Origin of the sequence: Geodermatophilus sp. FMUSA9-8, assembly GCF_037034165.1 — a bacterium.
GTDB lineage: Bacteria > Actinomycetota > Actinomycetes > Mycobacteriales > Geodermatophilaceae > Geodermatophilus > Geodermatophilus nigrescens.
The window spans coordinates 245,860-270,965 of record NZ_JBAGKE010000007.1 but is presented as its reverse complement, the minus strand read 5'-3'; the positions used below and the strand labels follow the sequence as shown (position 1 = coordinate 270,965).

Below are 25,106 nucleotides of genomic sequence, written 5' to 3'. Positions count from 1 at the left end.
CTCCCACCGGTGGAGAAGACCCAGCCGGTCTCCTCCCCCCGCGGGACCATCAGCGACCGCTCGCGGGCAGAACGCAAGCTCGGCTGGCTGCTGGCCGGCCCGGCGTTCCTGGTCATGCTCCTGGTGACCGCCTACCCGATCCTGCAGGCGGTCTACTACTCGCTGTTCAGCTACCGGCTCACCGACCCGGAGAACCGGTCGTTCAACGGCCTGGAGAACTACTGGGTGGTCCTCAGCGACCCGCTGTGGTGGCAGTCGGTGTTCATCACCCTCGTCATCACGGTGATCACCGTCGCCGTCGAGCTGGTGCTCGGCTTCGGGCTGGCGCTGGTCATGGTCAAGGCGCTGCGGTCGATCCGGCCGGTGGTCCGCGCGGCGATCCTCATCCCGTACGCGGTCATCACCGTCGTGTCGGCCTTCGCCTGGCAGTTCGCCTTCAACATCAACACCGGCTTCGTCAACAGCTGGTTCGCCTGGCTGCCCGGCGTCGACGCGACCACCGACTGGTTCGGCGGCACCGGCACCTCGCTGTTCGTCATCTGCCTGGCCGAGATCTGGAAGACGACGCCGTTCATCTCGCTGCTCCTGCTCGCCGGCCTCGCGCAGGTGCCCGAGGTGCTGCAGGAGGCGGCGAAGGTCGACGGCGCCACGCGGTGGCAGCGGATGGCGCGGGTGACCATCCCGAACATGAAGGCCGCGATCATGGTGGCCCTGCTGTTCCGCACCCTCGACGCGTTCCGCGTGTTCGACAGCATCTACATCATGACCGCGGGGGCCAACGGCACCGAGTCGGTGTCCTTCCTCGCCTACCGCCAGACGATCGCGCGGGTGGAGATCGGCCTGGGATCGGCGGTCTCCGTGCTGCTCTTCCTCGCCGTCGTGCTGATCGCGTTCCTGTTCATCAAGGGCTTCAAGGTCGACCTGGCCCAGGCGAGAGGTGAGCGCTGATGTCGTCGAGGTCGAAGATCTGGTGGGTGGTCGGCGGCGTCCTGATCATCGTCTACTGCCTGTTCCCGATCGCCTGGATCGTCTCGCTGTCGTTCAAGGCGCCGTCGGACATCTCCAACCAGTCGTTCCTGCCGACGGACCCGTCGATCGAGAACTACTCGACGATCCTCACCGGCTCGGCGAGTGACCTGTTCCTGCCGGCGCTGCGCAACAGCTTCGGGATCTGCCTGATCGCCACGGCGATCTCCTGCATCCTGTCGATGTTCGCCGCCTACGCGATCGCGCGGCTGGACTTCCCGGGGAAGAAGCTCATCCTCGGCACCGCGCTGGGCGTCGCGATCTTCCCGGTCATCTCGATCGTCACGCCGCTGTTCAACCTGTGGCGGCAGATCGGGCTCTACGACACCTGGCCCGGGCTGATCATCCCGTACCTGTCCCTGACCCTGCCGATCTCCATCTGGACGATGTCGGCGTTCTTCCGGGAGATCCCCTGGGAGATGGAGCAGGCCGCGCAGGTCGACGGCGCGACGACGTGGCAGGCGTTCCGCAAGGTCATCGTCCCGCTGGCCGCGCCGGGCGTCTTCACCACCGCGATCATCGCCTTCTTCATCGCGTGGAACGACTTCGCCTACGGCATCTCGCTCACGTCGACGGACGCCTCCCGGCCCGTCCCCGCCGCGCTGGGTCTGTTCACCGGCGCCTCGCAGTTCGAGGACCCGACGGGGGCCATCGCCGCGGCCGCGGTGATCGTCACCATCCCCGTCGTCGTCCTGGTCCTGCTCTTCCAGCGGCGCATCGTCGCCGGCCTCACCAACGGCGCGGTCAAGGGCTGACCGGCCGTGCTCCCCACCCCTCCTCCGTCCGAAGGGGACGAGATCTGATGGCCTCCATCGAGATGCGCAACATCGTCAAGCAGTACGGCGACGGCTACCCGGCCGTGAACGACGTGAGCCTGGACATCGCCGACGGCGAGTTCATGATCCTCGTCGGGCCGTCGGGCTGCGGGAAGTCCACCCTGCTGCGGATGATCGTCGGCCTGGAGGACATCACCAGCGGCGACATGGTCATCGGCGGCAAGCGGGTCAACGACCTCGCCCCGCGCGAGCGCAACCTGTCGATGGTCTTCCAGAACTACGCGCTGTACCCGCACATGACGGTGTTCGAGAACATCGCCTTCCCGCTGCGGCTGTCCAAGACGCCCGACGACGAGGTCCGCCGCCGCGTGCAGGAGGCCTCCGACGTCCTCGAGCTCAAGGAGCACCTCGAGCGCAAGCCGGCCAACCTCTCCGGTGGCCAGCGCCAGCGGGTGGCCATGGGCCGGGCGATCGTGCGGCAGGCCGAGGCGTTCCTCTTCGACGAGCCGCTGTCCAACCTCGACGCCAAGCTGCGCGGGCAGATGCGCACGGAGATCTCCCGGCTGCAGCGGCGCCTGGGCATCACCACGGTCTACGTGACCCACGACCAGACCGAGGCGATGACGCTGGGCGACCGGGTCTGCGTCCTGCGCAAGGGCAAGATCCAGCAGGTCGCCTCGCCCCGGGAGCTCTACGAGCAGCCGGTCAACCTCTTCGTCGCCGGGTTCATCGGCTCGCCGCCGATGAACTTCCTGCCGGCGAGCCTGGAGGGCACGACGCTGTCGACGCCGTTCGGCCCGATCGCGCTCGACGAGCAGCGCGCCGCCGCCGTCCGGGGCCGGGACCTGCTGCTGGTCGGCATCCGGCCGGAGTACTTCGAGGACGCCTCGCTGGTCGACGAGGCCAAGCGGCCGCTCGGCTCGACGTTCCGCGCGCGGGTCGACGTCACCGAGTGGCTGGGTGACTCGCAGTACGCCTACATCCCCTACGAGGCGCCGGAGGCGATCACCGCCCAGCTGCGCGACCTGTCGCGCGAGCTGGACTCCGAGGAGCTGCGCACCCAGGCGATCGTGTCGATCGACTCGACCAGCCGGATCCGGGAGGGCCGCGAGGCGGAGTTCTGGCTGGACAGCCGGAAGATCCACGTCTTCGACCCGCAGACCGGTGAGAACCTCACGCGGGACGCGGAGGCCGGCGCCCGGCTGACGCAGATGGCCACCGAGGACCGGGTCGAGCAGGTGGAGCACGCGCAGTCCACCGGCCAGACGGTGAGCGGCCAGAGCTCGGGCCCCTCCGGGGCGCACCGCGCCACCGCCTGACCGCGATCGTGGACGACCGCCGTCCGTGGTGGCGGACGGCGGTCGTCCACGAGGTCTACCTGCGCAGCTTCGCCGACGGGAACGGTGACGGCCTGGGGGACGTGCCCGGCCTGCGCGAGCGGCTGCCGTACCTGGCCGGACTCGGCGTCGACGCGCTGTGGGTGACGCCCTGGTACCCCTCGCCGATGGCCGACGGCGGCTACGACGTGAGCGACTACCGCGACGTCGACCCGCGGTTCGGCACGCTCGACGACGTCGACGCGCTGCTCGCCGACGCGCACGCGCTCGGCCTGCGGGTGGTCGTGGACCTCGTCGCCAACCACACCTCCGCCGAGCACCCCTGGTTCCGCGCCGCGCTGGCCGGCGGCCCGGGCGCGCCCGAGCGGAGCCGCTACCTGTTCCGGGACGGCCGCGACGGCGGCGCCGCCCCGCCCAACGACTGGATCAGCGCCTTCGGCGGGCCGGCCTGGACCCGGGTGACCGAGCCCGACGGCCGGCCCGGCCAGTGGTACCTGCACCTGTTCGCCCCCGAGCAGCCGGACCTGGACTGGACCTCACCGGAGGTGCAGGAGGAGTTCGACGACGTCGTGCGCTTCTGGCTCGACCGCGGGGTCGACGGCATCCGCGTCGACGCCGCGCCGGCCATGGCGAAGGTGCCCGGGCTGCCCGACGCCGGCCACCCGCCGGGCGCGACGTTCGCCAGCAGCGAGTGGGTGGGCAACCCGCACTGGGACGTCGACGAGGTGCACGAGGTGTTCCGCCGGTGGCGGCGCATCGGCGACACCTACGACGGCGACCGGCTGTTCGTCTCCGAGGCGGTGGTCAACGGGCCCGAGCGGCTGGCGCGCTACGTCCGGCCCGACGAGCTGCACACCACCTTCAACTTCGACTACCTCAAGGCGCCGTGGGACGCGGGCGCGCTGCGGCGGGTGGTCGACGGGACGCTGGCCGCGCTGGCGCCGGTCGGCGCGCCGGCCACCTGGGTGCTGTCCAGCCACGACGAGACCCGGCACGTCACCCGCTTCGGGCGGGCGCACAGCGGCGCGGCCGTCATGGGGTTCGACGCGGCCGGTCCCGCCGACCTCGCCCTGGGGCTGCGGCGGGCGCGCGCCGCCGCGCTGCTCACCCTGGCGCTGCCGGGCGGCGCCTACCTGTACCAGGGGGAGGAGCTCGGCCTGCCGGAGGTCGAGGACCTGCCCGCCGACGCGCTGCAGGACCCGACCTGGGAGCGGTCGGGCCGCACCGCCCGGGGCCGCGACGGCTGCCGGGTGCCGCTGCCGTGGTCGGGGGAGCGGCCGCCGTTCGGGTTCGCCCCGGACGGCGTGGCGCCGTGGTTGCCGCAGCCGGAGGGGTGGCGGGCGCTCACCGTGGCCGCGCAGGACGCCGACCCGTCCTCGACGCTGTCGCTGTACCGGGCGGCGCTGCGGCTGCGCCGGGAGCTCCTCGGCGAGCAGCCGCTGTCCTGGCTCGACCTCGGCGACGGCGTGCTGGCCTTCTCCCGCGGGCCGGGGTTCCGGTGCGTGGTCAACCTGTCGGACCGCGCCGTCCCGCTCGACGGGCTCGGCCGGGTGCTGCTCGCCAGCGGGGACGCGTCCGCGGGGCTGCCTCCGGACACCGCCGCCTGGCTCGCGCCCTAGGCGGTCGCCCGCTGCTCCTTCGCGGCGGCGAGCTCGGCGGCGGTGGGCGGGTCGGCGCCGACGCGGGTGCAGTTGAGCGCGGCGACCAGCGCGGCGTCGTCGACCAGGGCGAGCAGGTCGTCGTCGGACAGGGCCTCCAGCGCCGCGCGGCCGGTGATCCCGGCGCCCAGCAGCCCGGCGAACAGGCCCGCGGCGAGGGAGTCGCCGGCGCCGACGGTGTCGGCCACGGTCACCCGCGGCGGGTCGCGGTGCAGCAGCGGGCGGCCGGGCCGGGCGATCCGCAGCGGGTCGCCGCCGTCGGTGAGCAGCACCAGCGCGGGGCCGCGGCCGGCCCAGCGCCGGGCGGCGTCGTCGAGGTCGGTCGTGTCCGGCTCGAGCCAGGCGAGGTCCTCGGCGCTGACCTTCACCACGTCGGCGACGGCGACCAGCCGGTCGAGGCGGGCGCGGACGCCGTCGGGGTCGTTGCCGAGCGCGGCGCCCACCGGGCCGCCGGCCAGCATGGGCCGCAGGTTGGGGTCGACGCTGACCAGGGCGGTGCCCGCCAGGCGCTCGGCGAGCGCGGCGATCGCCTCGGACCCGGGCGGCGTCCAGGAGGAGATGGACCCGACGTGCAGCAGCGCCGTCCCCCCGGGCAGGGCGGCGTCGAGCTCCGCGCCGGTCCACTGCCAGTCGGCGGCGCCCTGCACGTGGAAGCCGTAGTCGGCCGAGCCGTCGGGGGAGAGGCCGACGACGGCGAGGCTGACCGGCTCGGCCGCGGCGACGAAGCCGGAGACGTCGACGCCGGAGAGCTCGGCGTGCCGGCGCAGGGCCGGCGCCATGGGGCCGGTGCCGAGGCGGGCGAGCAGCGCCACCCGGGTGCCGAGCCGGCCGGCCGCGACGGCCACGTTGAGCGCGTTGCCGCCGGGGCGGGCGACGTAGTGCGGGGCGGTGCCCTCGGGTCCGGCGTCGGCGCCGGCGACCGGGAGGAGGTCGACGACGAGCTCGCCGAGCACGGTGAGGACGGGGCCGTCGCTGTCCATCGCCCGACCCTAGCGGCGCGGGTCGTCCCCCGCGGGACACCCGGGAGTCCCCGGACGGGGGAGGTCCGCAGGACCGGGGGACTCCCTGCTGGGCCGGGTACCGCTGTTGCTGGGACGATGGGCGAGGAGGACCGCCGTCGACGACGGCGGTGCGCAGGAGCCACGAGGCGGCGCCGGACGGGCGCCGGAGCAGGAGGAGCTCGCCATGCCCAACCCGATCGTCAAGCTGTGGCGGTACCTGACGGCGTCGGCCAACGCGCAGATCGACCAGCGCGCCGACCCCAAGATCCAGATCCAGCAGGCGATCGAGGCCGAGCAGCAGCGGCACCAGTCGCTGGCCAACCAGGCGGCCGCGGTGCTGGGCAACCAGCGCCAGCTGGAGATGCGGCTGAACCGGCAGCTCGGCGAGGTCGAGAAGCTGCAGGCCTCCGCCCGCCAGGCGCTCGTCCTCGCCGACCAGTCCCGCGGCCGCGGTGACGTCCCGAAGGCCGCCGAGTACGAGCAGGCCGCGCAGGCGTTCGCCACCCAGCTCGTCGCCGCCGAGCAGGCGATGGAGGACCTCAAGCGCAGCCACGACGAGGCGCTGCAGGCCGCCGAGCAGGCGCGCGGCGCGGTCGAGCAGAGCCGGATGCGGCTGCAGACCACGCTGGCCGAGCGCACCAAGCTCATGAGCCAGCTCGAGCAGGCCAAGATGCAGGAGCACGTGGCCGCGTCGATGCGCCAGGTCAACGAGCTGTCGGCGCCGGGCAACACCCCGAGCCTGGCCGAGGTCCGCGACAAGATCGAGGCCCGCTACGCCAACGCGCTGGGCCAGGCCGAGCTCGCGCAGACCTCCGTCGAGGGCCGGATGCTCGAGGTGCAGAAGGCCACCCTCGACGTCGCCGGCGCCTCGCGGCTGGAGCAGATCCGGGCCGGCATGGGCGGCGGGCAGACGTCGGCCGTCGAGAGCGGCACCGGCGCGGCCGGCGCGATCGGCCCGGGCGCCGCGTCGCCGTCGTTCGAGAAGACCGAGCAGACGGCGCAGCGCCCCGAGAACGCCTGACGCACCGCCGCGGCCCGGCTCCCGCCCTCGGGTGGAGCCGGGCCGCGGCGTGTCCGGGGCGTGCCTAGGTGGCGCTGGCGAGCGGCCGCGGGTGGTCGGACTCCCCGGTGCGGGCCATGGGGTCGACGGGGGCGTCGGTGGCCTGGCAGGTCGGGCACCAGTAGGTGATCCGCTCCTGCAGGTCGGGGCCCTGGTCGCCGCGCAGGATCGGGGTGCCGCAGCGGTAGCAGGGCTTGTCCTTGCGGCCGTAGACCCAGTGGTCGCGGCCGCGGCGCAGGTCACCGGTGGTGCTCTGCTCCGGGCGGTCGCGGTTGGCCAGCATCAGGGCGCGGGTGCGCTCGACCAGTCCGGCGAGGTCCTCGACGTCGGCCACCCGCATCCAGGGGTGCACGCCGCAGACGAACATCCCCTCGACCTTGTAGAGGTTGCCCGGGCCGCAGAGGTTGCGCTGGTCGAGGATCGCGACGCCGATCTGCTCGTCGGGGTGCGACCCCAGCCGGCGCAGCGCCTCGTCGAGGTCCCAGTCGGGGCCGAGGACGTCGGGGCCGAGGTGCCCGACGACGGTGTCCTCCTGGCTGGTGCGCACCATCGCGACGTCGTGCAGCCGGTAGCCGACGCAGTCCCACCGGTCGGTGGCCAGGACCGCGCGGATGGAGAAGGCGGGGCCGCCGTGCCAGCGGGCGCCCTTCTTGTAGATGTGCCAGCTGCCGTCCATCCGGTAGTGGGTGCGCAGCGTCCAGCCGTCGGTGAAGCGGGTCAGCATGTGCTTGCCGCGGGGGACCACCTCGGCGACCGTGCGGCCGGCGAGGTCGGTGGCGGCCAGCTGGGGCACTCGGAGCTCGCCGCGGCGCAGCGTCTGGCCGGCCAGCGCGGTGTTCATCCGCTGGGCCGCCAGCCAGACGGTGTCTCCCTCGGGCACCCGTCCAGTGTCCCCTGCATGCGAAGGGCGTGCTCAGGAGCGAGGGACGTCACGCCCGGGCGGGGAAGCGCCGGGCGCCGCGCGACGCTGAGGGTGCCGTGCAGCGACGTCCCGACCCGCGCGACCCGGCCATCGCCCCCGAGCACGTGGCGGGGGTGGCCGAGCCGGTGACGGTGACCGTGGCCCGCGACGTGCGCCCCGAGCAGCGGGCGCCGTTCGAGGAGTGGGCCGGGGAGATCCTCGGCCTGGCCGAGCGGTTCCCCGGCAACCTCGGCACCAGCCTGCTGCGTCCCGGCCCCGGGTCGACCCGCTACCACCTGGTGTACCGGTTCGCCGACGGCGAGTCGCTGGCCCGCTGGGAGCGGTCGGCCGAGCGGCAGGCGGCGCTGGAGCGCGTGGAGCACCTGTCCGACGGCGCCGACTACGCGCGCGTGGCCGGCCTGGACAGCTTCTTCACCGCGATGACCCCGCCGCGGCCCGGCCCGCGCTGGCGGCTCACGGTGCTCACCATCGCCGCCGTCTTCGCCATCACGCTGGGCTTCCAGCTGCTGGTGGCCCCGCACGTCGGGTCGTGGCCGCTGCCGCTGCGCCTGCTGCTGTCGGCGACCGTGGTCGTCGTGCTGCTCGGCCAGGTGGTCATGCCGCGGCTGACCCGCTGGTTCGGCCCCTGGCTGCGCGGCCGCCGCTGACCGGCGCCGGGCCCCCGCGGACGGGACCCGGCCGCGCGGTTCAGTCGAGCGGGCGGACGCCGGCGGCGCTGACGCCCCGGGAGCCGGAGGTGCGGGAGAACGCGACCCGCTGGCCCTCCTGGAGCTCGCGGTAGCCGCCGGTCTCCTCGATCTCGGAGAAGTGCACGAAGACGTCGTCGCCGCCGTCGTCCGGCGTGATGAAGCCGAAGCCCTTGTCGGGGTTGAACCACTGCACGGTGCCCTGCGCGTCGCCGCCGGCGTCCCCGCCGCGGCCGGCGGAACGGGCGGGACGCTGGTCGCGGCCACCCCGGTCGTCGCGGCGGTCGTCCCGGCGCTCGCGCGGCGCGGGCCGGTCGTAGCCGCCGCGCCGGCCGCCGCCGACCAGCCGCACCGACTCCGCCTGCAGGCCGCGGTTGCCCTCGACCAGCTCGAACTCGACGCGGTCGCCCTCCTCGAGCTCGCCACCGCGCCCGCTGAGCGCCGAGACGTGCACGAAGACGTCCTCGGGGACGATGAACCCGAAGCCGCGGTCGGCGTCGAAGCGCGCCACGGTGCCCGAGACGACGATACCGCGGGGCGCCCGGCCGCCGCGGGAGCCGCCCCGGTCGTCGCGGGAGCCGCCCCGGTCGTCACGGCCGGAGCCGCGGTCGTCCCGCCGGTCGTCACGGCGGGCGCGGGGCGCGCCGCCGGTCGGGCGGACCCGGTCGGCCTGGGGGCCGCGCGGGCCGGGGCTCGCGTCGTAGTCGACCGGCTGCCCCTCGTCGAGGGTGCGGAAGCCCCCGGTGTCCTCGATCGACGAGAAGTGGACGAACACGTCGTCCCCGCCGTCCTGCGGCTCGATGAACCCGAAGCCCTTGTCCGCGTCGAACCAGCGGACCGTGCCGGCTGCCATGTCTGTATCCCTCATCCCTCACGTACTGCGACGGTCAACGGTACGCGTCCCGCGCGCACCGGCCCCAGCTCAGCCGCGCAGGCGTAGCCCACGCGGGGTGGCCGCGAAGCCGGCGGCCTGCAGCGCCGACGACAGCGGGGTGTCCTGGTGCACCGAGGCGCCGTCGGCCTTCTGCACCACCATGCGGCCCAGCGCCCCGGCGGCGACGGCGCCCGACAGCGCGGTGGCCGCCTCCTTGAGCGTCTGCTCGTCCTCGGTCCACGACAGCAGCGTCTTGCCGCCGCGCTCCACGTAGAGCACCAGGTCGCCGTCGACCAGCACCACCAGCGCGCCGGCCTTGCGCCCGGCGCGGTGCCCGGTGGTCCGCTTCCCGCCGCCGGTGCCCTCGCCGACGTCGACCGCGACCTGGTCGGCCGACTCGCCGTCGGACGGGCCGGCACGGTCGGGCCAGGGCAGCGCCGCGCCGTACACGTTGGCCGGGTCGGTGGCGGCGAGCACGACCGCGCCCTCGGGGGCCCTGTCGGGGGTGGCGAAGGCGCGCAGCCGGTCGACCGAGCCCGGCGTGCCGAACTGGGCGGCGCCGAGGGTCTCGACGAAGTAGCCGCGGCGGGCCCGGTTGTTCTCCTCGAACGCGCGCAGCACCGGGTAGACGGCGGAGAACCCGCCGGGCACCTGCTCGGCCATGACCGCGCCGCGGGTGAGCACGCCGTGCCGCTCCAGCAGCGCCTCGGCGCGGGCGGTGGTGCGCCGGGTCGGGTTGGGCTCCCGCTCGGGCAGCCGCGACCACCGGCCGGCGACCGTGGGCGGGCCGGTGCGGGTGGGCATCGCCGGGCGGCCCAGGCGCGGTCGGCCGTAGCGGGTGCGGTCCACCCGGGCGCGCGGTGGAGCCGGGGCGCGCTTGTGCGTGCCGCCCCCCGACAGCCGGGTGCGCAGCGGGGCGAGGGTGTCGTTGGTGAGCAGCCCGGCCCACACCAGGTCCCACACGACGTCGGCGAGCGCCGTGTCGTCGGTGGCGCCGACCAGGTCGGACAGGCCGCGGAAGAACACCGCCTGCCCGGCCGAGAGCTGCTCGAGGACGGCGAACCCGACGCCGCCCTCCTCCGGCAGCTCCACCGGGTCGGGCAGCAGCAGCGGCGCGAGGTCGGCGGGCACGAGGCTCACCCAGCCGTCGCCGCCGGGCAGCCCGCCGGCGCCGGCCCACAGCACCTCGCCGGCGCTGGTGAGCTCGTCGAGCATCGCGGGGCGGTAGTCGCGCACCCGGGACGGCAGCACCAGCGACTCCAGCGCGCTGGCCGGCACCAGCGCCCCCGCCAGCTGCTCGACCACCGCGAGCACGCCGTCGACGCCGCGCATCCGGCTGCCGACCGACTGCCAGGACGGGGTGAAGCGGGCCAGCGTGCCGATCGGCACCGGCTCGACCTCCTGGCGCAGCTTGGCCAGGCTGCGGCGGCGCACCGAGCGCAGCACCTCGGCGTCGCACCACTCCTGCCCGGTGCCGCCGGGCCGGAACTCGCCGGTGACCAGCCGGCCGGTGCCGACCAGCCGCTGCAGCGTGGCGGTGACGACCGCGACGCCGAGGCCCAGGCGGGTGGCCACCTCGGTGGGCTGGAACGGGCCGTGCGTGCGGGCGTAGCGGCCGACGAGGTCGCCCAGCGGGTCGGCGACCGGCTCGGTGAACGCCTCCGGGACGCCGACGGGCAGCGCGGTGCCCAGCGCGTCGCGCAGCCGGCCGGCGTCCTCGATGGCGACGTGCCGCTCCTCGCCGGCGATCCGCACGACGATCGCCCGCCGCGAGGCCACCAGCTCCGCCAGCCACTCCGCCGGGACGCCGCGCAGCGCCGCCTCGGCCGGGGTGAGGTCGCCCAGGCCGCGGAGCAGGTCGGAGGCGCCGTCGACGTCGCGGGGGTGCCGCTCGGCGGGCAGCCGCTGCAGCTCCCGCTCGACCTCGGCCAGCGCCTCGGCGTCGAGCAGCTCGCGCAGCTCGGAGCGGCCGAGCAGCTCGGCGAGCAGGCCGGTGTCCAGGGCCAGCGCCTGCGCGCGGCGCTCGGCCAGCGGGGCGTCGCCCTCGTAGAGGAACTGCCCGACGTAGCCGAACAGCAGCGACTGGGCGAACGGGCTCGCCGCCTGCGTCTGCACGTCGACGACGCGCACCCGCCGCGAGCGGACGTCGCGCATCAGCTCGACCAGGCCGGGCACGTCGTAGACGTCCTGCAGCACCTCGCGGGCGGCCTCGAGCGTGATGGGGAAGCTGGAGAACTCGCTGGCCACGCTGAGCAGCTGGGCGGCGCGCTGGCGCTGCTGCCACAGCGGGGTGCGCCGGCGCGGGTCGCGGCGGGGGAGCAGCAGCGCGCGGGCGGCGCACTCGCGGAAGCGGCTGGCGAACAGCGCCGAGCTGCCGACCTCGGCGGTCACCTCCCGCTCGACGTCGTCGGGGTCGAGGACGGCGAGGTCGGCCTCGGGCGGCTCGCCGGTGGTGTCGGGCAGCCGCAGCACGATGCCGTCGTCGGAGTGCATGGAGGCGACGTCGACGCCGTAGCGCTCCCGCAGCCGGGCGGCGAGCACCAGCGCCCACGGGGCGTTGACCTGCGCGCCGAAGGGGGAGTGCACGACCAGCCGCCAGTCGCCGAGCTCGTCGCGGAACCGCTCGACCAGGAGCGTCCGGTCGTCGGGGAGGTGGCCGGTGGCCGCCTTCTGCTCGGCGAGGTAGGCGAGCAGGTTCGCCGCGCCCCAGTCGTCGAGGCCCGCGGCCTGCGCCCGCTCGCGGCCCCGCTCCGGCGTGGCCGAGCCGACCTCGCGGAGGAACGCACCCAGCGCCCGGCCGAGCTCGAGCGGCCGGCCGGGGGCGTCGCCGTGCCAGAACGGCATCTTCCCGGGCTGGCCGGGAGCGGGGGAGACGAGCACCCGGTCGTGGGTGATCTCCTCGATCCGCCACGACGACGAGCCGAGCAGGAAGACGTCGCCCACCCGCGACTCGTAGACCATCTCCTCGTCGAGCTCGCCCACGCGGCGCCCGCCCGAGCCCTCGCCGCCGACGAGGAAGACGCCGAACAACCCGCGGTCGGGGATCGTGCCGCCGCTGGTGACCGCCAGCCGCTGCGCGCCGTTGCGGGCGGTGAGGGTGTCGGTGACCCGGTCCCAGGTCAGCCGCGGCCGCAGCTCGGCGAACGCGTCGGAGGGGTAGCGGCCGGCGAGCATGTCGAGCACGGCGTGCAGCGCGGAGTCGGGCAGGCCGGAGAACGGCGCGGACCGGCGCAGCAGCGCGCCGACCTCCTCGACCGTGCGCGGGCCTTCCGACACGATCGCCACGATCTGCTGGGCGAGCACGTCGAGCGGGTTGCGCAGGTAGCGGATCGACTCGATCGCGCCGGCCTTCATCCGCTCGGCGACCAGCGCGCACTGCACGAGGTCGCCGCGGTACTTGGGGAACAGCACGCCGCGGCTGACCGCGCCGACCTGGTGCCCGGCGCGGCCCACCCGCTGCAGGCCGGCCGCGACCGTCGGCGGCGCCTCGACCTGGACGACGAGGTCGACCGCGCCCATGTCGATGCCGAGCTCGAGCGACGACGTCGCCACGACCGCCGGGAGCTGCCCGGACTTCAGCGCCTCCTCGACGACGGCGCGCTGCTCGCGGGACACCGACCCGTGGTGCGCCGCGGCGACCGGCCGCACGCCCTCGGGGACGCCGCCGCCGGAGCCGGCCTGCGCCATGAGCGCCGCGGCGTTGGTGCCGGGCGGGACCGGCTCCCCGGTGACCCGCTCGAAGGCCATCTCGTTGAGCCGGCTGGTCAGCCGCTCGGCCAGCCGCCGGGAGTTGGCGAAGACGATGGTGCTGCGGTGGGCCTCGACCAGGTCGAGCACCCGCTCCTCGACCGCCGGCCAGATCGACGTCCGCGGCTGGTCGCCCGCGGCCGAGCCCTCCAGCTCGCCGGTGGGCTGGCCCAGCTGGCTCATGTCCTCGACCGGCACGACGACCGACAGGTCCCACTGCTTGACCGACGGCGGCTGCACGACCTCCACGGGGCGGCCGCCGGCGAGGAAGGTGGCCACCTCCTCGATGGGCCGCACGGTGGCCGACAGGCCGATCCGCTGCGCCGGGCGGTCGAGCAGCTCGTCGAGCCGGTCGAGGGAGACGGCCATGTGCGCGCCGCGCTTGCTGTCGGTGACCGCGTGCACCTCGTCGACGATCACCGTCTCGACGCCGCGCAGCGCTTCCCGCGCCGAGCTCGTGAGCATGAGGAACAGCGACTCGGGCGTGGTGATGAGGATGTCGGTGGGCCGCCGGGTGAAGGCCCGCCGCTCGTCGGCCGGGGTGTCGCCCGAGCGGATGCCGACGGTGATCTCCGGCCGGGGGAGGCCCAGGCGCATGGCGGCCTGCCCGATGCCGGCCAGCGGCGCCCGCAGGTTGCGCTCGACGTCGACCGCCAGCGCCTTGAGCGGGGACACGTAGAGCACCCGGCAGCGCCGGCTCTCGTCGGCCGGTGCGGTGCTGGTGAGCCGGTCGAGCGACCAGAGGAAGGCCGCCAGCGTCTTGCCCGAGCCGGTGGGGGCGACGACGAGCGCGTGCCCGCCGCTGCTGATGGCCTGCCAGGCACCCTCCTGGGCGGCCGTGGGCTCGGCGAACGCGCCCGTGAACCAGGCCCGGGTGGGCGCGGAGAACCGGTCGAGAGCGGGCACGTCCCCAGTGTCCCCGCGGGTACGACAGTCCGCTGGCCTGCGCGTACGCCCCGGGCGGAGGGTCGCCCGGACGGAGGGTGGCGTGCGGCACACTGCCGGGCATGCGCTCCTCCCTCTACGAGGCCGACCACGAGGACTTCCGGCAGACGGTCCGCACGTGGCTGGAGAAGAACGTCGCCCCCTTCCACGGCCAGTGGGAGCGCGACGGGATCGTGCCGCGCGAGGTCTGGCTCTCCGGCGGGGAGCAGGGCCTGCTCGGCTTCGACGTCGACGAGCGGTACGGCGGCGGCGGGGTGCGCGACTTCCGCTACAACGCCGTCCTCGACGAGGAGGTCACCCGCATCGGCGCCAGCGGCCTCGGCTTCGGCCTGCACAACGACGTCGTCGCCCCCTACCTGCGCGACCTGTGCACCGAGGAGCAGGCGCAGCGGTGGCTGCCCGGCTTCTGCCGCGGCGAGCTGATCACCGCCATCGCGATGACCGAGCCCGGCACCGGCAGCGACCTGCAGGCCATCCGCACCACCGCCCGCCGCGACGGCGACGAGTGGGTGCTCAGCGGCGCCAAGACGTTCATCACCAACGGGATCAACGCCGACCTGGTGATCGTGGTGGCGCGCACCGACCCCGACGCCCCCGGCGCGAAGGGCACCAGCCTGCTCGTCGTCGAGCGCGGCATGCCCGGCTTCACCCGCGGCCGCAACCTCGACAAGGTGGGCCTCAAGGCGCAGGACACCGCCGAGCTGTTCTTCGACGAGGTCCGCGTCCCCGCCGCCAACCTGCTCGGCACCGAGAACCGCGGCTTCGCCCACCTCATGGAGAACCTGCCGCAGGAGCGGCTGTCGATCGCCGTCGGCGCGGTCGCCGCCTGCGAGACGGTGCTCGCGCAGACCCGCGAGTACGTGACCGGCCGGACGGCGTTCGGCCGGCCGGTCGGCAGCTTCCAGCACAGCCGCTTCGTGCTCGCCGAGCTCACCACCGAGACGACGATCGCGCGCACCTTCGTCGACGAGTGCGTCCGCCAGCTCGGCGCCGGGGAGCTGACCGCCGTCGACGCGGCGATGGCCAAGTACTGGACGACCGAGCTGCAGAACAAGGTGGCCGACCGCTGCCTGCAGCTGCACGGCGGCTACGGCTACATGGACGAGTACCCGGTGTCCCGGGCCTGGCGCGACGCCCGCGTGCAGTCGATCTACGGCGGCACGAACGAGATCATGCGCGAGATCATCGGCCGGTCGCTGGGGCTGTGACGGGCCGGTGACGACGCAGCAGGCGGCGCCCGACGTCGCGCGGGTCCAGCGGCGCACCGTCGGCGTCCTGTCCGGCGCCGTGGCACTCGCGGGCCTGGGCGTCACCGTCGGGATCACCATCGGCGGACTGCTCGCCCGGGAGGTCGCCGGCAGCGACGCCGCGGCCGGCCTCGGGCAGACCGCCGGCGTCCTCGGCGCCGCGGTGCTCGCCGTCCCGCTGGCCCGGCTGTCCGACCGGGCCGGCCGGCGCGCGGGGCTCGCCGCCGGCTACGCCGTCGCCGTCGCCGGTGCGCTGGTCACCGTGCTCGCCGCGGCGCTGTCGTCGCTGCCGCTGCTGCTCGCCGGGCTGTTCGCCTTCGGCGCCTCCACCGCGTGCGGCCTGCAGGCGCGCTACGCCGCCGCCGACCTCGCGACGCCGGAGCGCCGCGGCCGCGACCTGTCGCTGGTGGTCTGGGCGACGACGGTCGGCTCGGTCCTCGGCCCGAACCTCGCCGCGCCCGGCGCCGCGCTGGGGCGCGCGGTCGGCCTGCCGGAGCTCGGCGGCGGCTTCGTGGTGTCGGCGGTGGGGTTCGCCGTCGTCGCGGCGGTCCTGCTGGCCCTGCTGCGTCCCGACCCGCTGCTCCTGTCGCGGCGGCTGGCGGGCGGCGACGGCGCGCGGCCGGCCGGCAACCGCGGGCGCACCCGGGCGGCACTGCGGGAGGTGTGGGCCTCGGCCGACGGGCGGCTCGGCGTGGTCGCCGTCGTCGTGGCCCACTCCGTGATGGTCGGCGTCATGGTCATGACGCCGGTGCACATGGGGCACGCCGGTGGGCACGACGACGCGACGACGCTGCGCCTGGTCGGCGTGGTGATCAGCGTGCACGTGGCCGGGATGTACCTGTTCTCCCCGCTGGTCGGCTGGCTCGCCGACCGGGCCGGCCGCCGGGCGACCGTGGCCGCGGGCGGGATGCTGCTGCTGGCCGCCGCGGCGATCGCGGGCACGGCCCCGCCGGAGGCCGCGGGCCGGCTCGGCGTCGGGCTGCTGCTGCTCGGCCTGGGCTGGTCGTGCGGGCTGATCGCGGGCTCCACGCTGGTCACCGAGTCGGTGCCCGCGGCCACGCGGCCCGCCGCGCAGGGCGGCACGGACCTGCTCATGGGGCTCGGCGCCGCCGTCGCGGGGGCGGCCGGCGGGCCGCTGCTGGCGGCCGGCGGCTTCGGCCTGGTGGCCGGCGTCTCGGCGGCCCTGGTGCTGCCGCTGGCCCTGGTCTGGGCGCTGCGCCGCTGACTCCTCAGCGACCGCGCATCCCGCGCGACTCGGACTCAGCGGCCGCGCATCCCGCGCCAGAGCAGCACCAGCGACACGAGCATGCACAGCGCGATGCCGATCTCCAGGACGGTGTCCCAGGTGGCGGAGCCGGTGGTGGGGAACACGGCCCCATCGTAGTCCTGATATCGTGAAGCCACTTCACGGTGTAGGAGGCTCACGATGCCGGACGACGCCCGGGTGGCCGCGCTCGACCGCGTGCTGGAACTCACCGTCCTGCTCGGCCGGGACATGACGGCCTCGCTGGCCGCCTCCGGCCTCACGGTGGCCCGCACGACGCTGCTGTGGCACCTGCGCGCCGCCGGCCCGAGCACCCAGCGCGCGCTGGCCGACGCGCTCGGGGTCAGCGCCCGCAACGTCACCGGCCTGGTCGACGGGCTGGCCGCCGCCGGGCTGGTCACCCGCGAGCCCCACCCCGACGACCGCCGGGCCACCCTCGTCACGCCCACCGCGCGCGGTCGGGAGCTGCTCGACGAGCTCGGGCGCGGGCAGGCCGAGCTCGCCGGGCAGCTGTTCGGCGGGCTCCCGCCCGACCGGCTCGACGCGCTGGTGTCCGCCCTCGACGACGTCCTGGAGCGGCTGCGGCCGCTGGTCCCGGGCAGCGCCGCGGAGGAGACCCCGTGAGCGCCGCGGGGCTCGTGCGCCGCGCCGTCGCCTTCGAGCTCGGCACCTGGCGCAGCCTCGGGCGGTGGGTGGCGCGCCGGCCCGACGTCCCGGCCGGCGCCGAGGCGTTCGGCTACGTCTCGGCCGCCGCGCCGGTGCTGTGGACCTTCGTCGTCCTGTCGGCCGTCGAGATCCCGCTGGTCGACTGGCTGCTGCCGTGGCCCGCGGCGCGCGTGGCGCTGCTCGTCGTCGGCGTCTACGGGCTGCTGTGGATGCTCGGCATGCTCGGGGGGATGCACGTCCACCCGCACACCGTCGACGACGAGGGGCTGCGCGTGCGCAACAGCTTTGCCGTGGACGTGCGGGTGCCGTGGGAGGCGATCACGGCGGTCCGGGTGCGGCGCCGCTCGGTGGAGGGCTCGCGCACTGTCGTCGTGGCCGAGGAGGGCGGGCGGCGGGCGGTGTCGGTCGCCGTCGTCGCCTCCACCCAGGTCGACGTCGAGCTGCGGACGCCGCTGGTGCTGCCGCTGGCGCGCACCGGCGGGCGGCCGGTCGACGAGCTGCGCCTGGCCGCCGACGACCCGGCCGCGCTCGTGCGGCGGCTCCGGGCGGGCATCGCAGGGCACGCGGCCGCCACCCCCGACGCGGACGCGCGCTAGCGTCGGGGCGTGCGCCTGCAGGAGTTCTGGTCCCGGCTCGACGACCGGTTCGGGTCGATGCGGGCGCAGAGCGTGGCGCGTGACCACGTCTTCTCCGTCCTCGGCGGGCGCACCGCCGTCGAGGCGCTCGAGGCCGGGCTGCCGGTGCGGCGCGTGTGGCTGGCCATCTGCGAGGAGTTCGACGTGCCCCTCAAGGAGCGCTGAGCTCGCTCCCGGAGGGGCGGCCGTACTCCGCGCGGAGTACGCGGCGCCCGGCAGGTGCGTCCCGGCGGCGGACGCGCTGGGTGCCCCGCCGTCCCTAGCGTCGACGGCGTGATCGAGATCCGTGGACTGACCAAGCGTTACGGCGACCGCACCGCCGTCGACGACCTGACCCTCACCGTCCACCCGGGCCGTGTCACCGGCTTCCTCGGGCCCAACGGGGCGGGCAAGTCGACGACGATGCGGGTCGTCGTCGGCCTCGACCGGCCGACCGCCGGCACCGTCCGGGTGGACGGCCGCCGCTACGCCGACCTCCCCGTCCCGCTGCGCGCCGTCGGTGCCCTCCTGGAGGCCCGCTCCGCGCATCCGGGGCGCACCGCCCGGGACCACCTGCGGGTCCTCGCGTCCACCGCCGGGCTGCCGCGCTCGCGCGTGGACACGGTCCTCGAGCTCGCCGGCCTGACGCCGGTCGCCGACCGCCGCGTCGGTGGCTTCTCCCTGGGCATGGGCCAGCGCCTCGGCGTCGCGACGGCGCTGCTGGGCGACCCCGCCACCGTCGTGCTGGACGAGCCGGTCAACGGCCTGGACCCCGACGGGGTCCTGTGGATCCGGACGCTGACGCGGCAGCTGGCCGCCGAGGGCCGGACGGTCCTCGTCTCCTCGCACCTGATGAGCGAGATGGCCGTGACCGCCGACCACCTCGTCGTCCTCGGCCGCGGCCGGCTCGTGGCCGACGAGCCGACGGCCGCGGTCCTCCGGCGGGCCGGGACCCGGTCGGTGCGGGTGCGCAGCCCCCGCCCCGACGACCTCGTGGGCGTCCTCGCCGGTGACGGCGTGAGCCTGGCCTCGCCCGAGCGGGGACTGCTGGAGGTCCAGGGGCTGGGCGCGGACGAGATCGGCGACCGCGCCCTGCGCGCCGGCATCCCCGTGCACGAGCTGACCCCCGTGTCGGCCTCGCTCGAGGAGGCCTTCATGGACCTGACCCGCGACGACCGGGAGTACCGCACCGACCTGCGGCAGGAGGCCCTGACGTGAGCGACCGGACCAGCACCCGCGTCCTCGACGCACCCGGCGCGGACCGCGCGCCCCGGGGGCCCGCCGGCGGCGGCCCGGGCGGCCTGGTCGCCGGCCAGTGGGCCGCCGTCCGGTCCCTGCGCACCACCTGGTGGGTGCTCGGCGGGGCGTCCGTCGCGATGGTGCTGCTCTCCCTGCTGTTCACCGCGACCGCGGGAGCCGGGGACCAGGGCGCGCCGCCCGGCCTGGACCCCGCCGACCCCGTCGGGCTGAGCCTGGGTGGCTACAACCTGGCGGCCCTGGCGGTGGGGGTGCTGGGGGTCCTGCTGGTCACCGGCGAGTACACCAGCGGCACGGTGCGGGTCCTCTTCGCGGCGGTGCCCCGCCGGTGGCCGGTGCTCCTGGCCCGTTCCGGCGTCCTCGCCGTGGTCACCCTGGTCGCGACCTCGCTCGCCGCGCTGGCGGCGTTCCTCGTCGGGCAGGCCGCACTCGGCGACACCGGGGTCTCGCTCGCCGACGACGGCGTGGCCCGGGCGGTGCTCGGCGCCGGCCTGTACGTGACGGCGATCGGGGTGCTCGGCACCGCGCTCGGGTGGCTGCTGCGCTCGACCGGAGGGGCGGTCGGTACGTTGTTCGGCGTCGTCTTCCTGCTCCCGGTGCTGGGCGGCCTGCTGCCCTCGAGCTGGGGTCCCGACGTGGTGCGGTGGCTGCCGGGGCAGGCCGGCGCGAGCATCGTGCAGGTCGCGACCGGCCCCGGCGAGCTCGCCCCGTGGACGGGGTTCGGGGTGCTCTGCGGCTACCTGGCGGTCCTGCTCGCAGCGGCGGTCGTCACGGTGCGGCGACGCGACGCGTGACTTCCGGACCGGGAGGCGCGGGCGGCAGCATGTCGTCCGTGCGGCGGGTGGGCGGGTCGGTGGTGTGGTCGGTGGGGCCCGTGGTGGCCGGTGCCGTCCTCGCCATCGGCCCGCTGGTGCGCTTCGGTGGCCCGACCGCGGCGGAGGTCGCCGTGACCGCCCTGGCCTGGGCGCCCGCGGTCGCCCGCGCGCGGGCGCCCTTCGCCGCCTTCCTCGCCTCTGCCGCCGTCGTGGTCGGCTGGTGGGTGCTGCACGGGCTGGAGGCCCGGGCGCTGCTCCCGGCCGGGGTGGTGGTGTGGTGGCTGCTGGTCTGGGTCGCCGACCGGTGCGATCCGCGGCGCGTCGCCACGGCGCTCGGGGTCTGCCTGGTGGTGCCGCTGGCCCTCGGTGCAGCAGCCCTGACCGGCCCTGGTGACGGTGCCGCCGTGGTGCCGCTGGTCGCGGTGACCGTGACGGCGGCCGTCGTCGGGCGTGACCGGCGGACCAGGCGGGCCTACCTGGTGGCGCTGCAGGACCGCGCGGAGCGCGCCGAACGGGAGCGGGACGCGCGCGCCCGGGTGGCGGTCATGGAGGAGCGCGCGCGGATCGCCCGCGAGCTCCACGACGTCGTCGCGCACAACCTCTCGGTGATGACGGCGCTGGCCGACGGCGCCGGGTACGCGCAGGACGGCGAGCAGGCCGCCCGGGCGGTGCGGCAGATCGCCACGACCGGACGCGAGGCGCTGGCGGAGATGCACCGACTCGTCGGCGTGCTGCGCACCGACGACGACGGCCCGGGGCGTGCGCCGGCGCCCGGTCTCGACGGACTCCCCGCGGTCGTCGAGCAGGTCCGGGCCGCCGGGCTCCCCACCTCGCTCACGGTGACCGGCCGGCCGGCCCCGCTCGTGGCCGGCGCCCAGCTCGCCGTCCACCGTCTCGTGCAGGAGGCGCTCACGAACACCCTGCGGCACGCGCGCGGGGCGCGATCGGCCGCCGTCCGCCTGGACTGGCGCGCGGGCGAGCTCGCCGTCGAGGTGACCGACGAGGGCGGGCCCGCCGTCCTGCCGGAGCGGCCCGGGCACGGGCTGGTCGGCATGCGGGAGCGCGTCGCGGCGTGGGACGGCACCGTCGTGGCCGGCCCGCGTCCGGAGGGTGGCTGGCGCGTCGCCGCGGTCCTCCCGCTCGCCGTGGTCGGCGCCGAGGGTGCCGGGACGGCGGCGCCGTGAGCACCCGCGTGCTGCTCGTCGACGACGAACCGCTGGTCCGGCTCGGCTTCTCGATGGTGCTGCAGGCCCAGGACGACCTCGTCCTGGTCGGGGAGGCCGGGGACGGCGCCCGGGCCGTCTCGCTGACGCGTGAGCTGCGGCCGGACGTCGTCGTGATGGACGTCCGCATGCCCGGTGTCGACGGCGTCGAGGCGACCCGGCGCATCGTCGCCGAGGGGCTGTCCAGCCGGGTGCTGGTGCTGACCACCTTCGACCTGGACGAGTACGCGTTCGCCGCGCTGCGGGCCGGCGCGAGCGCGTTCCTCCTCAAGAACGCCGAGCCCGCGGAGCTCCTCCGGGCGGTGCGGGCGGTGGCCCGCGGCGACGCGGTGCTCTCCCCGCGGGTCACCCGGCGGCTGCTCGAGACGCTGGCGCACCGGCTGCCCGCGGTCACGCCGCCCGACCCGCGCGTCGCCCTGCTCACCGAGCGCGAGCTCGAGGTGCTCAGGGCGGTCGCCCGCGGGGAGTCGAACGCCGAGATCGCCGGCGTGCTGGTGCTGTCGGAACTGACGGTCAAGACGCACGTGGCCCGCATCCTGGGCAAACTGGGTCTACGCGACCGCACGCAGGCCGCGGTCTTCGCGCACACGCACGGTCTGGTGTGAGGGACCTGGCGTCCTCCGCGTGTCGCTCGACTCGAACACGTGTTCGTCCTACAGTGGCGGGCGCGTCCACAGGGAGGTCGTCCCTCCACAGGTCCGGTCGGTCCCCGGAAATGTCAGACCCCCGGCCTAGCGTCGCCTCCGACACCGCATCGACTCCACGACACGCGACTTCCCGAAGGTGAGCAGCATGGCAACGCTCGACCGCGACAAGGCCCTCGACATGGCCCTCGCCCAGATCGACAAGCAGTTCGGCAAGGGCTCGGTCATGCGCCTGGGCGACAGCGCCGCCCAGGCGATCAAGGTCATCCCGACCGGCTCGATCGCCCTCGACATCGCCCTGGGCATCGGCGGTCTGCCGCGCGGCCGCGTCATCGAGGTCTACGGCCCGGAGGCCTCCGGCAAGACCACCGTCGCCCTGCACGCGGTGGCCAACGCCCAGGCCGCCGGCGGCATCGCGGCCTTCATCGACGCCGAGCACGCGCTCGACCCCGAGTACGCCCGGGCCATCGGCGTCGACACCGACGCGCTGCTGGTCAGCCAGCCCGACACCGGTGAGCAGGCGCTCGAGATCGCCGACATGCTGATCCGCTCCGGCGCGCTCGACATCATCGTCATCGACTCCGTGGCAGCCCTCGTCCCCCGCGCCGAGATCGAGGGCGAGATGGGTGACAGCCACGTCGGTCTGCAGGCCCGCCTCATGAGCCAGGCGCTGCGGAAGATCACCGGTGCGCTGAACAACTCCGGCACCACCGCGATCTTCATCAACCAGCTGCGCGAGAAGGTCGGCATCGTCTACGGCTCGCCCGAGGTCACCACCGGTGGCCGCGCGCTGAAGTTCTACTCGTCGGTCCGCCTCGACGTGCGCCGCATCGAGACCCTCAAGCAGGGCACCGACGCCGTCGGCAGCCGGGTCCGGGTGAAGGTCGTCAAGAACAAGGTCGCCGCCCCGTTCAAGCAGGCCGAGCTCGACCTGCTGTGGGGCCACGGCTTCAGCCGCGAGGGCGGCCTGATCGACGCCGGCGTCGAGCAGGGCTTCATCCGCAAGTCCGGCGCCTGGTACACGTACGAGGGCGACCAGCTCGGCCAGGGCAAGGAGAACGTCCGCACGTTCCTCCGCGACAACCCCGACCTCGCCGACGAGATCGAGAAGAAGGTCAAGGAGAAGCTGGGCATCGGCCCGCAGGTCGACGCGCCGGCCGCCGAGACCGCCGACTTCTGAGCCGCCCCGTGACCGGCTGGCCCGGCCCGGCCTCCGAGGAGGCCGACCCCGAGCTGACCGGCCGCCCCGGCGGCCGGCGCGGACGCCGGACCCGTGCACCGGGTCCCGGCGACCGTGCCGGCCGCGGGCGGCGGCGCGCCGGGCCGTCCCCTGACCCGGACGGCCCGGCCGCCGCCTTCCCCGGTCAGGACTCCGGCCTCCCCGAGGGTGCGGTGGACGACGCCCCGGCCGACGAGGCCGGGGATCCCGAGTCCGTCGCCCGCGCCATCTGCCTGCGGGCGCTCACCGGTGCCGCCCGTACGCGGCAGCAGCTCGCCGACCTCCTCGAGCGGCGCGGCATCCCGGAGGAGGCGGCCACCGCCGTCCTCGACCGGTTCACGGAGGTCGGGCTGATCGACGACGCCGCCTTCGCCCGGGCCTGGGTCACCTCCCGCCAGGCCGGCCGCGGCCTCGCCCGCCGCGCCCTGCGCGCCGAGCTGCGCGCCAAGGGCGTCGACGGCGAGGAGGCCGAGCAGGCCCTCGCCGAGGTCGACGACGACGACGAGCGGGCCGCCGCCCGCCACCTGGTCGAGCGGCGGCTGCCCGCGCTGCGCCGCGTCGACCGGCAGACCGCCACCCGCCGGCTGATCGGCATGCTCGCCCGCAAGGGATACAACGGCGGGCTGGCCGCCGGTGTCGTCCGCGAGGTGATGGACGAGACCGGCTTCGGCACCGAGGACCCCGACGCCGACGGCTGGGACGCCGAGGACGCCTGACCGGCGCCGCCCGAGCCCGCGCCGCCCGCGCGGCCCCGCACGACCCGCGCCGGCTTGTCCGCCCCGGGCGGACGACACGCGGGGCTCCGGGCCCGGCGGGCCTAGCGTTCCGGCATGGGCGTGTCCGAGGTGGTCCCCGGCCTGCACCTGCTCCCGCTCGGCATCAGCAACGCCTACCTGTGGCGCCACGACGGCGGCGTCACGCTGGTCGACACCGGCCCGGCCGGCAGCGCGCCCGCCATCGCCGAGGCGCTCGGCGCCCTCGGCCTGCGCCGCGAGGACGTCCGCCGCGTCGTGCTCACCCACTTCCACGACGACCACGTCGGCTCGGCCGCGGCGGTGCGCGCCTGGGGCCGCGCGCCGGTGGTCGCCGGCGCGGCCGACGTCCCGGTCATCCGCCGCGACCGGCCCGGCCCCGAGCCGGTGCTCACCCCCGGCGAGCGCGCTCTGCACGCCCGCATGTCGGCGGGGCTGCCGCGGGCGCCGGCCTGCCGTGCGGCCACACCGGTCGCCGACGGGGCCGACCTCGGCGGCGGCGCCGTGGCGGTGGCCGTGCCCGGGCACACGCCCGGCAGCCTCGCGGTGCACCTGCCCGCGGCCGGTGTGCTGATCACCGGCGACACGGTCGCCGAGCACGAGGGCGGGCTGGTCCTCGGGCCGTTCAACGCCGACCGGGCGCGTGCCTGGGACTCGCTGCAGCGCCTGGCCGGCCTGGAGGCCGACGTCGTCTGTCCCGGCCACGGGCAGCCGGTCGCCGGGGGAGCGGCCGCGGCCCTGCGCGCGGCCACCGACCCCTTCGGCTGAGCGGTCCGGTCAGCCGGCGACCGGGATCCCCCTCACCTGGGTCGGCAGCCCGGCGCCGGGGGTCACGGCCGGCATGGCGACCGTGGGCAGCGTGGTCACCGGCGGCACGACCGGGGAGACGGCGGGCGCCCCGGGGACGGAGACCGGGGGAGGGGTGGGTGCGGCGACCGGCGGCGTCCAGGCCGTCAGGTCGATCGCCAGGCCGTCGGGCGACTCGTCGTCGTCGACCAGGCCCGCGTCCTCCTCGGCGGGCGCGGCGGCCAGCCAGCGCGCGATCTGCTCCTCGAACGCCGGGCCGGGCCGCGGCGAGGGGCGGTCCACCGTGCCGACGAAGGTCAGGTCGCGCTCACCGCCGTCGGCGGCCCGCAGCACGATGCGGCAGCGCGCCCGCCGGTGCCGCGCCGGCGGCACCACCTCGCGGACGACCGCGGACTCCGCCAGCGCGGCCTCCGCGAAGCGCGGTGCCGCGGCACGGAGCCGGTTCACGAACTCCTGCGCGGCGTCGGCCTGCCCCTCGGGGACGCGCACCACGGAGGGCAGCGGCGGCACGACGGGGCGGAGAGCGGTGTCCACGCCGTCTCTCTCGGCAGCCGCGCCCCGGAGCC

23 protein-coding genes are annotated in these 25,106 nt (G+C 75.8%); 18 read left to right on the top strand and 5 right to left on the bottom strand.

Features of this window, described 5'->3' with window-relative positions; all coding sequences use genetic code 11:
* Nucleotides 1-9: 9 nt before the first annotated feature.
* Genes WA616_RS16370 through WA616_RS16355 form a run of 4 tightly spaced genes read left to right on the top strand, consistent with a single transcriptional unit; the run spans nt 10 to nt 4,758 of the window.
* Nucleotides 10-948, top strand: a complete 939-nt coding sequence (locus tag WA616_RS16370) for a carbohydrate ABC transporter permease (protein ID WP_336031448.1) — start codon at nt 10-12, stop codon at nt 946-948.
* The gene (locus WA616_RS16365) at nt 948-1,781 is read left to right on the top strand and encodes a carbohydrate ABC transporter permease (protein WP_336031446.1); all 834 of its coding nucleotides are present in this window, start codon (nt 948-950) and stop codon (nt 1,779-1,781) included. The genes WA616_RS16370 and WA616_RS16365 overlap by 1 nt, the downstream gene beginning before the upstream one ends.
* A gap of 47 nt (nt 1,782-1,828) precedes the next feature.
* On the top strand, nt 1,829-3,121 hold the full coding sequence (locus WA616_RS16360; RefSeq protein ID WP_073420605.1) for an ABC transporter ATP-binding protein: 1,293 nt from the start codon (nt 1,829-1,831) through the stop codon (nt 3,119-3,121).
* An 8-nt stretch (nt 3,122-3,129) separates the two neighbouring features.
* Entirely contained in the window at nt 3,130-4,758 is a 1,629-nt protein-coding gene (locus WA616_RS16355) for a glycoside hydrolase family 13 protein (protein WP_336031441.1), read from the top strand.
* Here WA616_RS16355 and WA616_RS16350 read toward each other — a convergent pair.
* Nucleotides 4,755-5,777 (bottom strand): PfkB family carbohydrate kinase, encoded by a 1,023-nt coding sequence (locus WA616_RS16350; RefSeq protein WP_336031439.1) that lies wholly within the window; start codon nt 5,775-5,777, stop codon nt 4,755-4,757. The genes WA616_RS16355 and WA616_RS16350 overlap by 4 nt on opposite strands.
* A 205-nt stretch (nt 5,778-5,982) precedes the next feature.
* On the opposite strand from WA616_RS16350, the gene WA616_RS16345 reads away from it, so the two are divergent.
* A complete protein-coding gene (locus WA616_RS16345) occupies nt 5,983-6,819 on the top strand; it encodes a PspA/IM30 family protein (RefSeq protein ID WP_336031437.1) in 837 nt (278 codons plus the stop codon).
* Between the two features lie 64 nt (nt 6,820-6,883).
* Here the strand turns inward: WA616_RS16345 and WA616_RS16340 are convergent, their stop codons facing one another.
* A complete protein-coding gene (locus WA616_RS16340) occupies nt 6,884-7,738 on the bottom strand; it encodes a DNA-formamidopyrimidine glycosylase family protein (protein ID WP_336031435.1) in 855 nt (284 codons plus the stop codon).
* Between the two features lie 98 nt (nt 7,739-7,836).
* Here WA616_RS16340 and WA616_RS16335 point away from each other — a divergent pair, with 98 nt between their 5' ends.
* Entirely contained in the window at nt 7,837-8,427 is a 591-nt protein-coding gene (locus WA616_RS16335) for an antibiotic biosynthesis monooxygenase (RefSeq protein WP_336031433.1), read from the top strand.
* A 40-nt stretch (nt 8,428-8,467) separates the two neighbouring features.
* On the opposite strand, the gene WA616_RS24520 is transcribed toward WA616_RS16335, so the two are convergent.
* The gene (locus WA616_RS24520; RefSeq protein WP_442902005.1) at nt 8,468-9,319 is read right to left on the bottom strand and encodes a cold shock domain-containing protein; all 852 of its coding nucleotides are present in this window, start codon (nt 9,317-9,319) and stop codon (nt 8,468-8,470) included.
* Nucleotides 9,320-9,388: 69 nt separating this feature from the next.
* Nucleotides 9,389-13,993, bottom strand: coding sequence for an ATP-dependent helicase (locus tag WA616_RS16315; RefSeq protein WP_336031431.1), 4,605 nt, complete (start codon nt 13,991-13,993; stop codon nt 9,389-9,391).
* 101 nt (nt 13,994-14,094) lie between these two features.
* Here WA616_RS16315 and WA616_RS16310 point away from each other — a divergent pair, with 101 nt between their 5' ends.
* The 12 genes from WA616_RS16310 (at nt 14,095) to WA616_RS16255 (ending at nt 24,501) form a co-directional block, all read left to right on the top strand.
* Nucleotides 14,095-15,240 carry an acyl-CoA dehydrogenase family protein gene (locus WA616_RS16310; RefSeq protein ID WP_336031428.1) on the top strand — a complete coding sequence of 382 codons (1,146 nt, stop codon included), beginning with the start codon at nt 14,095-14,097 and terminating at the stop codon, nt 15,238-15,240.
* 7 nt (nt 15,241-15,247) lie between these two features.
* On the top strand, nt 15,248-16,504 hold the full coding sequence (locus WA616_RS16305) for an MFS transporter (RefSeq protein WP_073420598.1): 1,257 nt from the start codon (nt 15,248-15,250) through the stop codon (nt 16,502-16,504).
* A 201-nt stretch (nt 16,505-16,705) separates the two neighbouring features.
* Nucleotides 16,706-17,167, top strand: coding sequence for a MarR family winged helix-turn-helix transcriptional regulator (locus tag WA616_RS16300; RefSeq protein WP_073420597.1), 462 nt, complete (start codon nt 16,706-16,708; stop codon nt 17,165-17,167).
* Complete coding sequence (locus tag WA616_RS16295; RefSeq protein WP_336031426.1) at nt 17,164-17,805, top strand: hypothetical protein; 642 nt, start codon at nt 17,164-17,166, stop codon at nt 17,803-17,805. Before WA616_RS16300 ends, WA616_RS16295 begins: the two co-directional genes overlap by 4 nt.
* A 9-nt stretch (nt 17,806-17,814) precedes the next feature.
* Nucleotides 17,815-18,009 carry a DUF3046 domain-containing protein gene (locus WA616_RS16290; RefSeq protein ID WP_336031425.1) on the top strand — a complete coding sequence of 65 codons (195 nt, stop codon included), beginning with the start codon at nt 17,815-17,817 and terminating at the stop codon, nt 18,007-18,009.
* 108 nt (nt 18,010-18,117) lie between these two features.
* On the top strand, nt 18,118-19,041 hold the full coding sequence (locus WA616_RS16285; RefSeq protein WP_336031424.1) for an ATP-binding cassette domain-containing protein: 924 nt from the start codon (nt 18,118-18,120) through the stop codon (nt 19,039-19,041).
* On the top strand, nt 19,038-19,874 hold the full coding sequence (locus tag WA616_RS16280; protein ID WP_336031422.1) for an ABC transporter permease: 837 nt from the start codon (nt 19,038-19,040) through the stop codon (nt 19,872-19,874). The genes WA616_RS16285 and WA616_RS16280 overlap by 4 nt, the downstream gene beginning before the upstream one ends.
* Nucleotides 19,875-19,903: 29 nt before the next feature.
* On the top strand, nt 19,904-21,079 hold the full coding sequence (locus WA616_RS16275; protein WP_336031421.1) for a sensor histidine kinase: 1,176 nt from the start codon (nt 19,904-19,906) through the stop codon (nt 21,077-21,079).
* Nucleotides 21,076-21,723: a response regulator gene (locus tag WA616_RS16270; protein WP_073420592.1), complete on the top strand. Its 648-nt coding sequence runs from the start codon at nt 21,076-21,078 to the stop codon at nt 21,721-21,723. The genes WA616_RS16275 and WA616_RS16270 overlap by 4 nt, the downstream gene beginning before the upstream one ends.
* A 187-nt stretch (nt 21,724-21,910) precedes the next feature.
* Nucleotides 21,911-22,942 carry a recombinase RecA gene (gene recA, locus WA616_RS16265; RefSeq protein ID WP_073420591.1) on the top strand — a complete coding sequence of 344 codons (1,032 nt, stop codon included), beginning with the start codon at nt 21,911-21,913 and terminating at the stop codon, nt 22,940-22,942.
* A 212-nt stretch (nt 22,943-23,154) separates the two neighbouring features.
* Complete coding sequence (locus WA616_RS16260; protein WP_336031418.1) at nt 23,155-23,697, top strand: regulatory protein RecX; 543 nt, start codon at nt 23,155-23,157, stop codon at nt 23,695-23,697.
* Nucleotides 23,698-23,811: 114 nt separating this feature from the next.
* Nucleotides 23,812-24,501, top strand: a complete 690-nt coding sequence (locus tag WA616_RS16255) for an MBL fold metallo-hydrolase (RefSeq protein WP_336031417.1) — start codon at nt 23,812-23,814, stop codon at nt 24,499-24,501.
* 9 nt (nt 24,502-24,510) lie between these two features.
* Here WA616_RS16255 and WA616_RS16250 read toward each other — a convergent pair whose 3' ends face one another.
* On the bottom strand, nt 24,511-25,074 hold the full coding sequence (locus tag WA616_RS16250; RefSeq protein WP_336031416.1) for a hypothetical protein: 564 nt from the start codon (nt 25,072-25,074) through the stop codon (nt 24,511-24,513).
* Nucleotides 25,075-25,106 lie beyond the last annotated feature (32 nt).